General features: G+C 40.1%; 13 protein-coding genes and 1 riboswitch. Of the genes, 8 read left to right on the forward strand and 5 right to left on the reverse strand.

Annotation, left to right across the window (positions count from 1 at the left end; genetic code table 11):
* Positions 1 to 3: 3 nt before the first annotated feature.
* From metI to OQX62_RS20630, 3 genes are read right to left on the reverse strand one after another with little or no spacing between them, the layout of a single operon-like run.
* On the reverse strand, positions 4 to 660 hold the full coding sequence (gene metI / locus OQX62_RS20620) for a methionine ABC transporter permease MetI (protein ID WP_265833532.1): 657 nt from the start codon (positions 658 to 660) through the stop codon (positions 4 to 6).
* Positions 653 to 1,684 carry a methionine ABC transporter ATP-binding protein MetN gene (metN, locus tag OQX62_RS20625; RefSeq protein ID WP_265833533.1) on the reverse strand — a complete coding sequence of 344 codons (1,032 nt, stop codon included), beginning with the start codon at positions 1,682 to 1,684 and terminating at the stop codon, positions 653 to 655. The genes metI and metN overlap by 8 nt, the downstream gene beginning before the upstream one ends.
* A 13-nt stretch (positions 1,685 to 1,697) precedes the next feature.
* Complete coding sequence (locus OQX62_RS20630; protein WP_322973783.1) at positions 1,698 to 2,867, reverse strand: cysteine desulfurase family protein; 1,170 nt, start codon at positions 2,865 to 2,867, stop codon at positions 1,698 to 1,700.
* A 141-nt stretch (positions 2,868 to 3,008) separates the two neighbouring features.
* A riboswitch (SAM riboswitch) is annotated at positions 3,009 to 3,108 on the reverse strand.
* Positions 3,109 to 3,607: 499 nt separating this feature from the next.
* On the opposite strand from OQX62_RS20630, the gene OQX62_RS20635 reads away from it, so the two are divergent.
* The 4 genes from OQX62_RS20635 (at position 3,608) to OQX62_RS20650 (ending at position 10,522) form a co-directional block, all read left to right on the forward strand.
* Complete coding sequence (locus OQX62_RS20635; protein ID WP_265833534.1) at positions 3,608 to 4,858, forward strand: murein hydrolase activator EnvC family protein; 1,251 nt, start codon at positions 3,608 to 3,610, stop codon at positions 4,856 to 4,858.
* Positions 4,859 to 4,925: 67 nt separating this feature from the next.
* Positions 4,926 to 7,019: a phosphate acetyltransferase gene (pta, locus tag OQX62_RS20640; RefSeq protein WP_265833535.1), complete on the forward strand. Its 2,094-nt coding sequence runs from the start codon at positions 4,926 to 4,928 to the stop codon at positions 7,017 to 7,019.
* Positions 7,020 to 7,056: 37 nt separating this feature from the next.
* A complete protein-coding gene (locus tag OQX62_RS20645; RefSeq protein WP_265833537.1) occupies positions 7,057 to 8,256 on the forward strand; it encodes an acetate/propionate family kinase in 1,200 nt (399 codons plus the stop codon).
* 163 nt (positions 8,257 to 8,419) lie between these two features.
* Entirely contained in the window at positions 8,420 to 10,522 is a 2,103-nt protein-coding gene (locus OQX62_RS20650) for a glycoside hydrolase family 97 protein (RefSeq protein WP_265833539.1), read from the forward strand.
* A 100-nt stretch (positions 10,523 to 10,622) separates the two neighbouring features.
* On the opposite strand, the gene OQX62_RS25215 is transcribed toward OQX62_RS20650, so the two are convergent.
* Both OQX62_RS25215 and OQX62_RS20655 read right to left on the reverse strand, forming a co-directional pair.
* Complete coding sequence (locus tag OQX62_RS25215; RefSeq protein WP_416276594.1) at positions 10,623 to 10,835, reverse strand: YodC family protein; 213 nt, start codon at positions 10,833 to 10,835, stop codon at positions 10,623 to 10,625.
* Positions 10,836 to 10,958: 123 nt separating this feature from the next.
* Entirely contained in the window at positions 10,959 to 11,195 is a 237-nt protein-coding gene (locus OQX62_RS20655) for a hypothetical protein (protein WP_265833540.1), read from the reverse strand.
* 120 nt (positions 11,196 to 11,315) lie between these two features.
* Between OQX62_RS20655 and OQX62_RS20660 the strand changes: the two genes are divergently transcribed.
* The 4 genes from OQX62_RS20660 to OQX62_RS20675 all read left to right on the forward strand — a co-directional run bounded on the left by OQX62_RS20660 (position 11,316) and on the right by OQX62_RS20675 (position 14,379).
* Entirely contained in the window at positions 11,316 to 12,032 is a 717-nt protein-coding gene (locus tag OQX62_RS20660; protein WP_265833541.1) for an SOS response-associated peptidase, read from the forward strand.
* A complete protein-coding gene (locus OQX62_RS20665) occupies positions 12,029 to 12,463 on the forward strand; it encodes a hypothetical protein (RefSeq protein ID WP_265833542.1) in 435 nt (144 codons plus the stop codon). Before OQX62_RS20660 ends, OQX62_RS20665 begins: the two co-directional genes overlap by 4 nt.
* A 188-nt stretch (positions 12,464 to 12,651) precedes the next feature.
* Positions 12,652 to 13,584 carry a glycosyltransferase family 2 protein gene (locus OQX62_RS20670; protein WP_265833544.1) on the forward strand — a complete coding sequence of 311 codons (933 nt, stop codon included), beginning with the start codon at positions 12,652 to 12,654 and terminating at the stop codon, positions 13,582 to 13,584.
* 3 nt (positions 13,585 to 13,587) lie between these two features.
* Complete coding sequence (locus OQX62_RS20675; protein WP_265833545.1) at positions 13,588 to 14,379, forward strand: polysaccharide deacetylase family protein; 792 nt, start codon at positions 13,588 to 13,590, stop codon at positions 14,377 to 14,379.
* Positions 14,380 to 14,383 lie beyond the last annotated feature (4 nt).

Here is a 14,383-nt window from a genome sequence, read left to right on the forward strand (position 1 = left end):
GGATTATTTCCTGTGGTCTACACGTTTAGAAATAGCATCACCTGCAAATTGTATGCAAAACACAAGTGCAACCAGGGATAACAGCACGGTATTCATCACGACTACATCGTATCCTACATAGCCGTACTGATAACCTATCTGGCCTAATCCACCAGCACCCACGGCACCGCCCATAGCAGAATAACCCACTAATGTAATTAGTGTAATAGAAGCCGTATTGATCAGTGAAGGCAGGGCTTCAGGCAAAAGAACTTTAACTACAATCTGAAATGGAGTCGCTCCCATCGCTCTCGCAGCTTCCACCAGTCCTCCGGGCACTTCGATCAGACTATTTTCTACCATTCTTGCGATGAAAGGCGCTGCACCAATACTTAAAGGAACTAACGCCGCCTCTACACCAATAGACGTCCCTACCAGCATTCTGGTAAAAGGAATCATCCATACAATCAGAATAATGAAAGGAATAGATCTGAATATGTTTACAAGAATGGAAACAGTGGTGTTCAAACTGATATTTTCTAACACCTGACCTTTACGGGTAAGATATAACATGACGCCGGTAGGCAGCCCGATTACAAAGCCAAAAAAGCCCGAGACAAAAGTCATGATAATGGTTTCAAGAGCCCCTTTAATCAGGAGCAGGATCATTGCATCAGACATAGCCTAGAACCTCCACTTTAATTTGTCTGGACTCGTAATAAGCAATTGCTTTCTGGTTATTCACCTCTGTACCTGATGCTTCTATAACCATTGCGCCGAATTTAACGCCACCAGAATGCTCAATTTGTGCATATATTATATTATTATCAATTTCAAATAATCTGCTTACTTCTGATAAGACAGGATTATCGGCAGAAAGGCCGGTAAAATCTAATTTCAGTAAAGGTCTTTTGCCGGCACTATACACAGGGATAAGTCGCTCCTGATAACTTTCCGGCAGGGTTATCTTTAATGAAGAAGCCACAAACTCCCTGGCCAGGTCAGTTTTTGGGTGTGCAAAAATCTCACTTATAGTACCCTGTTCAATTAATACGCCATTACTGATCACTGCAACTTCATCACAAATGTTTTTTACCACATCCATTTCATGCGTAATCAGCAGGATAGTTATATTCAGTCGCTTATTGATATCTTTTAATAAGGCAAGTATAGAACGTGTTGTAGCAGGATCGAGGGCACTGGTCGCCTCATCGCATAACAATACTTTTGGATTACTTGCCAGAGTACGGGCAATGGCAACACGCTGTTTTTGTCCGCCAGACAGACTTGCAGGATAATCGTGTTGTTTTTCATGGAGTCCTACCAAAGCCAGCAAAGCATTTACTCTTTCCTCAATCTCTGCTTTAGGCAATTTGTCAAGCTCCAGAGGAAATGCCACATTATCGAAAACCGTTCTTGAAGATAACAGGTTAAAATGCTGGAAGATCATGCCAATCTGCCTTCTTTCTTTCGCCAGCTGTGCAGAAGAAAGGTCAATCAGATTTATGCCGTCAACAATCACTTCTCCGGAGGTTGGCCTTTCCAGTAAATTGACACAACGGATCAGCGTACTTTTTCCTGCTCCTGAAGCGCCAATAACACCGAAGATCTTACCCTTCGGAACTTTTAGAGATACATCAGACAAAGCAGTTACAATCCTGTTCCTGAGCTGAAACTGCTTTGTAATATTTTTTAGTTCAATCATTTAAATTTATAAATTAACTCACAGCGCTGAGTTCGTTCAGGCTTTCTTGTTTGTACAGCCCGGCAAGCCTGTTTACTACCTTATCAATCTCGTCTGCCGTATTATATCTGCTAAAAGAAAATCTAACCGTACTTCGATCAAAATTATCACCCAAAGCAGCCAAAACATGAGATCCTGACGTACTGTGACTCGTGCAGGCGCTTCCGCCTGATACACAAATATGATGCCGGTCAAGATAATTGAGCGGACTATCTCCATTTACCGCTTCCGGCAAGGAAACACTTAAAACTGTCGACAGACTATCAGCTGTCTGTGCCGAATTGCCATTGAATCTAATTCCTGGAATATGATGAATAAGATCTCTGATCATTTTCTCTTTTAACAGCGTAATATGTCTTTTGTTATTTTCAAGATTACCGTAACTCAGTTCAAGTGCTTTTGCAAGACCTACAATGCCTGTCACGTTTTCCGTACCGCTACGCATTCCCTTTTCCTGAGAACCTCCATTAATCAATGGCAATAAATCATGGTCCGCGCTTTTATACAAAAAACCTATTCCTTTCGGGCCATGAAATTTATGCGCAGATCCCACAAGAAAGTCTGCTTTCAACTGTTTTGTATTGTATTGATACTGTCCCATGCTCTGCACCGTATCCGTATGAAATATAGCTCCATACCTACAACAGACATTACTGATCTCCTGTATGTCATTTAAATTTCCAATCTCATTATTACCGTGCATCACAGAAACAAATGTCTTTACATGAGCTGACAGTAATAATTCCAGATGGGGAATGGACAAATTACCTTTCTCATCGTGATTCAGATACACCAGTTCTATCTCCCCACGTTTTTGAAGAGATTTTAAAGTATTTAATACAGCATGATGTTCAAATGGTGTCGTGATAGCCAGTTTGATCCCGTTGTTTCTGATTCCTGAAAGAATAGCAGTATTGTCAGCTTCGGTACCACCTGAGGTGAAAACGATCTGTGCAGGTGCAGTATTCAATAAATCTGCTATTGTTTTGCGTGACTGTTCGATTGCATTTTTAACTGTTCTCCCGTAGTAATGTGAAGAAGAAGGGTTGCCGAAGTTTTCAAAAAGATAAGGTTCCATAGCCTGAAAAACTTCTCTGCTTAAAGGTGTAGTTGCTGCATTGTCAAAATAAATTCTCATGTCCATCTAAATATTTAAGATTAAAAAATAATGTTAATACCCGGATTTCTGATGGAGCCTGTATAAACTTATCGCTTATACGACCATGATGAACAAGCTTATTCAAGCTTAAAAACCTATCAAAGACAATTATATTCAATTAAAATATTCTTATCTATCCGCTTTTAAGCGGTAGGAGTTAGCACCTTGTTAAATACAGGTTGCTAAGACATCACAGGGCCCTTCCCTCAGTCTTTCTGGATAAAATTAATAAATTTAAGAACGGTGTGCTGCAAACATACAAATAATCTACTAATTAAGTATACTTTATTTTAAATTATAAATCCTTTTTTATTTTACCCCTGTCAGCTGATCAATTATAAAATAGATTTAGCATTAAAATCAGCACTTAAAGATAAAATTCAACACAGAAATTCATTTCATAACGCACAATTTTCTTACTTTCGTTAAAGTTTTGACAACAGCCATGAGCTCGCTGTCGGAAAAAAATATGATTTAAGATATTGCGTCGCAAAACTCGCTTAAGGAAACTGGTAATTTCAAAAGGAAACGAGAGATATTGCAACGCTCATGCTTTGGCGTGGGCTTGCTTATTTCGTTTCCAGGTATACCAGTGCCTCTTAAGCGGATGAGTATGGTCTGCGCCATATCTAAATGCATGGATTCTATCTGCAAAAGCAGTAATCAGATCACCAAATGCTGCATCCGTTTTTAATAGCTTTAAAAAAATCTTTACCTTTGGCTGAATGAGTTTAAAAAGCCTGATCATTCTCTGCCTTTTTATATTGTCGTCTTCTTTTTCATTTGCCCAAAGCAGTACAGCGCTGAAAAGAAAAAAACAGGCATTGCAACGTGAAATCAATCTTTTACAAAGAAATGCAAATAGAGCAGCAAAGAACAAAAAGCTTACGCTTAGTCAGATCAATGCATTAAATGCCAAAATTGGCTTAATGCAGGAAAAAATTGCTGTAATTAATACTGAAATCAGAAATCTTGACCATCAGATCAATGAGAATACCCATACGGTAACCAACCTTAAGGGACAACTGGGTCAGCTCAAGGATGAGTATGCCGCGATGATGAGGTTTGCGCAACGCAACCGAAGCGCTTACGAGCGGATGATGTTTATTTTCGCCTCCCAGGACTTTAATCAGGCCTATAAAAGAATCAGATATCTCCAGCAGTTTGGTCAGTACAGGAAAAAACAGGCAGACTATATTCAGGGTCGTCAAAAAGACCTGAAATATAAAATCGTTATCCTTGACAAAAATCTCAAAGAAAAAAGTAACCTGCTGCAGGAACAGGAAAACGACAGGGCAAAATTGGATAAGAACAAATCTGAACAGGCACTGGTCCTTAATAAATACAGCAGACAGGAAAAACAATACAAACAGGATATTGCCGTTCGCAGAAAAAAACAGGCAAGACTGGACCGTGATATCCGCGCAGCAATTTTAAGAGACATTGCCATAGCCAAAAAGAAAGCTGATGCAGCGGAACGTACAGCCGCTGCGAGAGCGCGAACAGCAAATAAGAAAGCTCCTGCCGGAAAGGCAAAAACCAGCGGCAGTTACCTGAATGCCAGTGCGGGATCAGCAAAATTGTCGTCCGACTTCCAGAAAAACAGAGGCTCCCTCCCCTGGCCTGTCAATGGTACCATCACAGAACGTTTTGGAAAACACATGGAAGGTCAGGCCTCATACGTCAATGATGGTATCAATATCGAAACCGCCCCGGGCGCGGCAGTCCGTGCTGTATTTGCCGGTACGGTGAGAATTGCCAGTTTTCAGTACGGTGTTTATTTCATTCTGATCAAACATGGAGAATATTATACAGTTTATCAGAATTTAAAATCTGTATCAGTAGCGGTAGGATCACAGGTGACAACGAGACAAACAATTGGTATTGTGGCAAATGACGGCGGCAGACCGCAATTACAGTTCCAGATCAGGAGAGGAAAGGTTGCACAAAATCCGGAAGGATGGATCTCAAAATAGCAAAAATTAATTTTTTTCCCACTATCTTGGTCGTGATTCGTTATTAAGGGTAAATAAATAATTCGACATGACCAAAAACATATTCATAGCCTCTGCAGAACCTTACACTGGCAAATCAGTTGTCGCATTCGGAATGGTAAATATGTTGCTCGCCAAAACACAAAAGGTGGGCTATTTCAAACCGATTATTGCACAGGAAGATTCTGAGCAAAAGGAACAGCACATTGAAGCTATCCTTGACTATTTTTCCCTGCCAATTAATTACCAGGATACTTATGCCTTTACACGGCAGCAGATTCTGCATGATGCTAAAGCGGAACATACTGGTCACATGATCAATACCATTATCAGCAAATATAAAAAGCTGGAAGATAATTATGATTTTACGGTGATAGAAGGAAGCGACTTCTTAGGCGAAGGAATCGCTTTTGAGTTTGAGTCCAATGCCCTGATCGCCAAAAATCTGGGTGCCCCTGTGATGATGGTGGTAACAGGTAAAGACAAAACGGCAACACAGCTGATCAATACAGCTGTAAACGTCTACAGAAACTTTATGCTCAGGGATGTACAGGTCCTGGGAATTGTGGCAAATATGGTTGCTCCCAAAGATGCGGAACAGGTAAAACTTGCTTTAGCAAAACAGTTACCGGCAGACCTGATGATTACCGTCATCCCTTTGGAAAGTGGCTTACAGAGTCCGACCATGAAAGAGATAACCCATGCGCTGAATGGGAAGGTATTATTCGGCGCAGACCTGATGGCCAACCAGGTAGATAACTTTGTAACTGGTGCGATGATGTTACCTAATTTTTTGAGTTACATCAAAGAAAATGTATTAATCGTAACGCCAGGTGATCGTGGCGACATTATTATCGGATCTTTACAGGCAAACTTATCAGCCAATTATCCAAAAGTAGCGGGAATTGTACTTACCGCCGGGACGCTACCTGACGAGCACATGATCCGGCTGATTGAAGGTCTGCAAACTGTTATTCCTATCATATCAGTAGAAAAAGGCACTTTTGAGACTACTACCGCTATCGGTGCAATACATTCGAAGATCACGATCGACAATAAAAAGAAGATAGAACTGGCCATAGATATTTTTGAAAAATATGTAGATATGCAGGCGCTGGATGATAAGATTATCACCTTCCGCTATGAGGGAATCACGCCTCATATGTTCCAGTACCAATTAGTCAAATGGGCCAAAAGTCAGAAAAAACACATTGTACTTCCTGAAGGCAATGATGAAAGAATATTAAAAGCAGTAGAAAGACTGATCAGTCAGGATATTGTAGATATTACTTTACTTGGCGACCCATTAGAAATTGGAACAACGGTAAAACGATTAGGTTTAAATCTGGATCTGAATACAATTCATATTCATAATCCGGCAGATTCCGAACATTATGATGATTACGTAGAAACCTTATATGAACTGCGTAAAACTAAAAATGTAAATATGGAAATGGCCAGGGATATGATGACAGACGTATCTTACTTCGGCACCATGATGGTTTATAAAGGTCATGCAGATGGAATGGTTTCCGGCGCGGTGCACACTACACAGCATACGATCCGTCCTGCGCTGCAGTTTGTAAAAACCAAGCCCGGTGTATCGGTGGTCTCCTCCATTTTCTTTATGTGTCTGCCAGAAAGGGTGGCCATCTTTGGTGATTGTGCGGTTAACCCAAACCCAACGGCCATTCAGCTGGCAGAAATTGCTATATCCTCTGCAGAAAGCAGTGCCCGTTTTGGAATTGAACCACGGATTGCAATGCTTTCCTACTCCTCAGGAAGCTCAGGAGAGGGCGAAGATGTGGAACGTGTAAGAGCAGCAACAGCGATTGTAAAAGAAAGAAGGCCCGACCTTAAAATTGAAGGTCCCATACAGTATGATGCTGCTGTAGATCCTTCGGTAGGTCAACAAAAAATGCCAGGTTCTGAGGTTGCGGGACGGGCAAGCGTACTCATCTTCCCTGATTTAAATACGGGAAATAACACTTATAAGGCGGTGCAGAGGGAAACAGGAGCACTGGCCATTGGCCCAATGCTGCAGGGATTAAATAAACCGATTAATGATTTGAGCAGAGGCTGTACTGTCGACGATATTTTCAATACGGTAGTAATCACAGCAATCCAGTGCCAGGATATTTAACAGCAAAACAACATTTAAACATTCAGAAAACTATCATATGAATATTCTTGTGATCAACTCAGGAAGCAGCTCCTTAAAATACCAATTGTTTAAAATGCCAGAGAAAGCTCCGGTTTGTAGCGGACTGGTAGAAAGGATTGGAATTGAAGGCGCGTTTATTAAACATTCAATATATATCGGAGGTAGGAAACTGACCATCGAAAAAGACAATTTTATCGCAAATCATGGCGACGCATTAAAGCATGTATTGGTACTCCTCTCAGAAGGTGAAAATGCTGTAATCGCCAGTCCGGATGACATTACGGCTGTGGGACATAGAGTAGTGCATGGTGGCGAACATTTCTCCGGACCAACATTAATTACTGCCGAAGTGAAGCAGCAGATCAAAAAATTATTCTCCCTTGCTCCTCTTCATAATGCGGTGAACTACAAGTGTATTGAGGTAGCGGAAGAAACATTTCCCGGGGCCAGACAAATTGCTGTTTTTGACACTGCATTTCACCAGAGTATTCCCGAAGAAGCTTACCGTTTCGCTATTCCCGAATGGTATTATAAGGAACATGGCATCAGGGTTTATGGTTTCCATGGTACGAGCCATAAATATGTAAGTGCTGAAGCTGCCAGATGGCTGAATAAACCAGATGCAAAGCTGATCAGCATCCATCTTGGAAATGGCTGCAGTATGACTGCAATCAAATCGGGCAGATCGGTAGACACCAGTATGGGATTTGGTCCATTGAGCGGATTAATGATGGGCACGCGTTCAGGCGACATCGATCCGTCAGTGATCCTGCACTTAATGGAACACTCGGGCTACACCCTGGAACAGTTAAGCACATTACTGAATAAACAATCAGGCTTACTGGGTGTTGGGGGTTCTAGTGACATGCGGGATATCCGCAAGCTGGTAAGTGAAGGCAATCCTGCTGCAGAGCTGGCATTGAAAATATATGCTTATCGCATTAAAAAGTTTATTGGCTCCTACTCTGCTGTGTTAAATGGCGTAGATGCAATTTTATTTACGGCGGGTGTGGGCGAAAACGACAGCGCAATGCGGGCTGCCGTATGTAAGGAAATGGACTATCTGAACATCGTGCTGGATGAACAAAAAAACCTGCAGTATAAAGGTGAAATCCTGGATATCGGCACCGAAGCTTCAAAAGTTAAAATACTGGTCATACCTACCAATGAGGAGTATGAAATCGCTGATCAATGTTTTGGTCTGCTGGCTGTTTAATGATACCTTCACCGGTTCTGTCGCTTTAATGACAGGACCTTTTTAATCCTGTCAAATATAAATATCGTACTGTAAAGAAACAGTACTAGAAAGTATCGGGAACGTTCCCGAATAGTTAAATAGTTAAATAGTTAGTAATGAATAAACAAATATCAATCATAAAATGCGCAAAATAGTATTAATAATCACGACTATACTAGGATCAGTATGGTATGCAGGGGCACAGGAAATTAATTCCCCTGATAAAAACCTGAGTATGAAGTTCGAGTTACAGGGAAATGGAATCCCTACTTACCAGCTTAGTTACAAGAAAAAAAAGGTGATCAAAACCAGTAAACTGGGTATAGAAACCAAGGATGTCCCCGCTATGCTTAGTGGCTTCAGCGTCACTAATGCCGAGCAGAAGACGTTTGATGAAAGCTGGAATCCCGTTTTAGGAGAACAGAAAACAATTCGTAACCACTACAACGAGTTACTGGTTACATTAACACAAAAAGATATCAAAAACAGGTTCATCCGCATCCGCTTCCGTTTGTTTAATGATGGTCTGGGCTTTAGGTATGAGTTTCCTGAACAACCAAATTTAAATTACTTCATTATCAAGGAAGAGAGAACACAGTTTGCATTAGCGGGTGATCACAAAGCATTTTGGTTACCGGGTGATTTTGACACCCAGGAATATAGTACGATGACTTCAGATCTTTCTGAAGTAAGAGGAAAGATGAAGGAGGCTGTTACGCCTAATGCTTCTCAGACTACCTTTTCCCCTACCGGTCTTCAGACACCACTGATGATGAAAAGTAAAGACGGCTTATATATCAATATCCATGAGGCTGCCCTGGTAGATTATTCAACCATGTCCTTAAATCTGGATGATAAAAATCTGATACTTGAATCCTATTTAACACCTGATGCAATTGGTGATAAAGGTTATATGCAGGCACCTGCACAGTCACCCTGGAGAACGATAGTAGTGAGTGATAAGGCAACAGACATCCTGGCATCTAAATTAATTCTCAACCTGAATGAGCCGACAAAATATAAAGACGTTTCGTGGATCAAACCCATTAAATATGTAGGTGTATGGTGGGAAATGATCACAGGGAAAAGCACCTGGGCTTATGCCGATATAGAAAATGTACAGCTCGGCGTTACAGATTATTCCAAATTAAAACCCAATGGAAAACATGCAGCCAATACTGCGCATGTGAAGGAATATATTGACTTTGCTGCAAAAAATGGTCTGGATGCTGTATTGGTAGAAGGATGGAATGAGGGCTGGGAAGATTGGTTTGGAAAAACAAAAGACTATGTGTTCGACTTTGTAACTCCTTATCCGGATTTTGATGTGAAAGAGCTCCATCGGTATGCAGCAGCGAAAAATATTAAAATCATCATGCACCACGAAACCTCGGGATCTGTGCGTAACTATGAACGCCACTTAGACACAGCCTATAAATTCATGGTAAATAATGGTTATAATTCTGTTAAAAGTGGCTATGTAGGAAATATCATTCCCAGAGGAGAACATCATTATGGTCAATGGTTAGTAAACCACTACTTATATGCGATTACAAAGGCAGCAGATTATAAAATAATGGTTAACGCACATGAAGCTGTCAGACCAACCGGACTGAATCGTACCTATCCGAATTTGCTCGCTAATGAAGCAGCTCGTGGTACAGAGTATGAATCATTTGGAGGAAATAATGCCGACCATACAACAATCCTTCCTTTTACAAGATTAATGGGTGGTCCGATGGACTATACACCTGGTATCTTCGAGACCAGAGTTAGTGCTTATAATCCTGAAAATACATCATTTGTACACAGCACACTTACCCATCAGCTTGCCCTGTATGTAACAATGTATAGTCCGCTGCAAATGGCTGCAGACCTGCCGGAGACTTACAATAAGTTTATGGATGCGTTTCAGTTTATTAAAGATGTGGCGGCAGACTGGGATGAAACTGATATACTTGAAGCCGAGCCGGGAGATTATATAACAATTGCCAGAAAAGCGAAAAACAAAAACGAATGGTATGTTGGAGGAATCACTGATGAAAATCCAAGAGTAGCTCATATCTCCTTTAGTTACCTGCCAAAAGGACAGACCTTCACTGCAACTGTGTATGCAGATGGTAAGGATGCCAGTTATGATAAAAATCCTCAAAGTTATACCATAAGAAAAATTAAGGTAAACGCTAAAACGGTATTGAAACAACCTTTAGCCGCCGGTGGTGGCGTGGCAATAAGTATCAAATAGCCTGACATAATTGTATAAGAAAGCCCTGTATTTTGATATACAGGGCTCTTTTATACAATAGCACATTTGATAACGTTATTATTGATAGCAATTATGTCATTTACGAAGCTTTGAACCTAACTAAATTGAATTTCTGAACCAAATCAGGATTCAATATCTGCATTTCGCATTTACCATTTGCATACCAGATGCATCTGATTTCTCCACTTATCATATCAATTTCCGAAATTGTCATTTTTGGACTCCCTGTTTTCAATACTACGACATCACCAATAAAAAATTGGGTGTCTATGATGTTGTTTAAATCTTTCATATCAATTCTGTTACATCAATCTAACGTCAGATCGGTTCAATATGTTTTGCATTTATAAAAAAACGTATTAGCAAAAAATGGCCACCAGATGTATTGCACTGATGAGCAATGGCTTCTATAAAATTACGGCTTTTCAGGTACTCCCTTACCTGCACCAACGCTATCCGTTCCTCTGTCATTTCTAAAGGAATGTGTACTATCCGCTGGGGCAACACTTCCTGTATCAGTAGCTACAGTATCTGTTACAGAACTGTTATAAGCAGAGCTATCTGCCCCCTCTTTACTATCTTTATTCCCACTACATGCTGCTAATGTTATTCCTGCAAAAGCAAGCACCATTAAAAATTTTTGATTTCCCATAGAGTTAATTTTATTTAATAGTTTAACAATGAACAGCTTGAATGGTTTTATCATTCTTAACCAATATCGATCGTGAAAAAATGAGTAATATTTTCTCCTTAAAAAAAGATAACTTAGAGCATGTGCGCCAGATATACACTCACTAAAAATGAAAAAGAACTGCTTATTGCCTATCTGGTAAAGCTACCACCTGACTACGAGCCAAATTTCAATCTGGCACCTACACAAAAAGGACTGGTAATTACAGCAGATGAACCGGAGATTGCGCAGGAAATGCATTTCGGACTTGTGCCATTTTGGGCGGAAAGTAAAAAACTTGACTTCTCTACACTCAATGCAAGAAGTGAAGATGCACTTACGAAGAAAACTTACGCTCCTTTGCTTACACACAGAAAGACATGTCTGGTATTAGCTGATGGATTTTATGAATGGGATAAAAAAAGTGGTAAGCCCCTTCCTTATCGTTTTGTCTTAAAGGACAGGGATATTTTTGCCTTCGCAGGATTGTGGAGCCAGTGGAAAGATAGATTTTCGGGTGAGGTATACCGTTCTTTTACAATTATGACCACAAAGGCAAATGAAACTGTCGGCAAAGTTCATGATCCTAAATTCAGGATGCCCGTCATACTTGATAAAAACGAGGAAGAATTGTGGTTGAGTAAAGATATCAGTGTACCGGAATTACTAAGTTTATGTAATCCTTATGCAGATGAGCAAATGGAAAGCTATAGCGTTTCTACCGCAGTTAATGCGACGGTGATTAATAAAAAACCAAATAATAAACCTAGCCTGATACTTCCCGAAAATCATTCATTATCTTTTAAACTACAATTATGAAAACCATATCAGCACTTATAGCATTTGTTCTGATCACGTCTCAGTCATTCGCCCAAAAAGCGGCAGACAAAGGAATTCAGGCAACTATTATCGCCTTCTTTGACGGAATGTCCAACCTTGATGATAAAGCAATCAGATCAACAGTTACGGCGGACTTTACTTTATTGGAAGGCGGTCTGGTCTGGAATGCAGATACGCTAATCAATCATCTGTTGCCATTGAGAAAACTGAAAGTGAAAAGGGTAAACAAATTTGAGTTTTTAACAACTGAACAGCATAAAGAAGTGGCATGGATCAGTTATTTTAATACTGCAGATTTTTTAATCAACGATAAGCAAAGGAGCATAAAATGGCTTGAAAGTGCTGTATTAATTAATAAAAACGGAATATGGAAAATACAACTGTTGCATTCTACAGTTGTAAAACAATAGATTACAGACCTCTGCGTCTGACACAGCGAAGCAGACCGAATGATGACCGGGTTAACAATTTAACATGCAGGATTGACGAAAAAAAATTATATTTGACGAGTCTTTAACGACAATAACCAAATGACATCAGCCTCTCAGCATAATGGCATACCTACATCTAATTTTATCCCTCTTATCATTGTAATCCTATGAGCCTGGTTTCTGTAGTCATTCCTGCTTATAATGAGGAAGACAATATTGTTGTTATTATCGACAGATTAGAATGTGTTTTCAGACAAACTGAACTGAATGTAGAATTTATCATTGTAGATGACGGCAGTACTGATAAGACCGCACTTATCCTGAAGACAATGGCGAAGGTTAAGCCTAACCTGTATTTCATAGAGTTTTCCAGAAATTTCGGACACCAGATTGCACTTAAAGCCGGGCTGGACAAAGCAATGGGAGACTGCATTATTTCACTCGATGCTGATCTGCAGCACCCACCGGAGCTCATTATTGAAATGTTACAAAAATGGCAGGAAGGTTATGAAGTGGTTTATACAAGAAGAATTGAAGATAAAAAACTTCCATTCATTAAACGAAAAACATCTTCCCTATTTTACAAAACACTAAATATACTATCCAGTATTAAAATCGAGGAAGGAACGGCTGATTTCAGACTGATGGATAAAAAAGTAATCGATGTCTTTCGTGATCTGGGTGAGAATGAACCTTTTATTCGCGGCCTCGTCAAATGGATGGGTTACAGTCAGTTCGCAATTGACTATACGCCCAGCTCCCGGTTTGCCGGCGCAAGCAAGTATAATTTCAGGAAGATGGTAAAACTGGCGCTTCACGGCGTGACCTCTTTCAGCATCAGACCATTATATACTGCAGCTTACCTTGGCTTCATCTTCTCCTTGTTGTCTGTATTGTATATTCCCTATGTATTGTATTCCTTTTTCATGGGTATTGAAGTCGACGGCTGGGCCTCACTGATCATGACAGTGGTTTTCTTCGGTGGCCTGCAACTCATTATCCTCGGGATCATTGGTATATACGTTGGGAAAATGTTTATGCAGACAAAAAACAGACCTAATTATATTATCAGAAATACAAACCTTCCAAATTCAAACTAAGATATGGTAGTATTAAGTTTCGACATCGAAGAGTTTGATATGCCTTTTGAATATCAAAAAAACATCAGCTTTGAAGATCAGATCAGTATTTCGGTAACCGGTACCCATATCATTCTGGATCTGCTAAAAAAACACAGCTTAAAGGCTACATTTTTCAGCACTGTAATTTTTGCCAGGAATGCACCAGAGATCATTACGCGTATTGCTGCAGAAGGACATGAACTGGCTTCACACGGATATTATCACTCCGATTTTAAAAATGAGCATTTGCTTGAATCAAGGTTAATATTAGAAGAGCTCTCCGGTCTTCCGGTAAAGGGTTACAGAATGCCACGAATGATGCCTGTTGATGAGACGGAAATAAAAAAGGCAGGTTATGTGTATAACAGCTCTATTAATCCAACCTGGCTGCCGGGGAGATATAATAACCGTCATATTTCCAGAACATACTTTCAGCAAAGTGGTGTATGGCAAATACCGGCCTCCGTAAGCCCGATATCACGCTTTCCTTTATTTTGGTTATCATTTCATAACCTTCCACTATGGTTCTATAAACACCTTGTCTACCGGACATATCAAAAAGATGATTATATAAACATCTATTTTCATCCCTGGGAATTCACTGACCTGGGGGATAAAGAGCGCTTCGGTTTTCCTGCTTATGTAAGTAAAAATTCAGGTAGCGCAATGATCAGCAGAATGGACAATTTTATGAAATGGATTAATCAGAAAGGTTATCCTTCAGCTACACTATCCCATTTCATGGAAAATAAAGTTATACCGAAAACCAATTGATTAT

This window comes from Pedobacter sp. MR2016-24 (assembly GCF_026239655.1).
Lineage (GTDB): Bacteria > Bacteroidota > Bacteroidia > Sphingobacteriales > Sphingobacteriaceae > Pedobacter.

Coding starts and splice junctions, on each gene's coding strand:
- metI (WP_265833532.1), bottom strand. CDS start 660: ATGTCTGATGCAATGATCCTGCTCCTGATTAAAGGGGCTCTTGAAACC.
- metN (WP_265833533.1), bottom strand. CDS start 1,684: ATGATTGAACTAAAAAATATTACAAAGCAGTTTCAGCTCAGGAACAGG.
- OQX62_RS20630 (WP_322973783.1), bottom strand. CDS start 2,867: ATGGACATGAGAATTTATTTTGACAATGCAGCAACTACACCTTTAAGC.
- OQX62_RS20635 (WP_265833534.1), top strand. CDS start 3,608: ATGAGTTTAAAAAGCCTGATCATTCTCTGCCTTTTTATATTGTCGTCT.
- pta (WP_265833535.1), top strand. CDS start 4,926: ATGACCAAAAACATATTCATAGCCTCTGCAGAACCTTACACTGGCAAA.
- OQX62_RS20645 (WP_265833537.1), top strand. CDS start 7,057: ATGAATATTCTTGTGATCAACTCAGGAAGCAGCTCCTTAAAATACCAA.
- OQX62_RS20650 (WP_265833539.1), top strand. CDS start 8,420: ATGCGCAAAATAGTATTAATAATCACGACTATACTAGGATCAGTATGG.
- OQX62_RS25215 (WP_416276594.1), bottom strand. CDS start 10,835: ATGAAAGATTTAAACAACATCATAGACACCCAATTTTTTATTGGTGAT.
- OQX62_RS20655 (WP_265833540.1), bottom strand. CDS start 11,195: ATGGGAAATCAAAAATTTTTAATGGTGCTTGCTTTTGCAGGAATAACA.
- OQX62_RS20660 (WP_265833541.1), top strand. CDS start 11,316: ATGTGCGCCAGATATACACTCACTAAAAATGAAAAAGAACTGCTTATT.
- OQX62_RS20665 (WP_265833542.1), top strand. CDS start 12,029: ATGAAAACCATATCAGCACTTATAGCATTTGTTCTGATCACGTCTCAG.
- OQX62_RS20670 (WP_265833544.1), top strand. CDS start 12,652: ATGAGCCTGGTTTCTGTAGTCATTCCTGCTTATAATGAGGAAGACAAT.
- OQX62_RS20675 (WP_265833545.1), top strand. CDS start 13,588: ATGGTAGTATTAAGTTTCGACATCGAAGAGTTTGATATGCCTTTTGAA.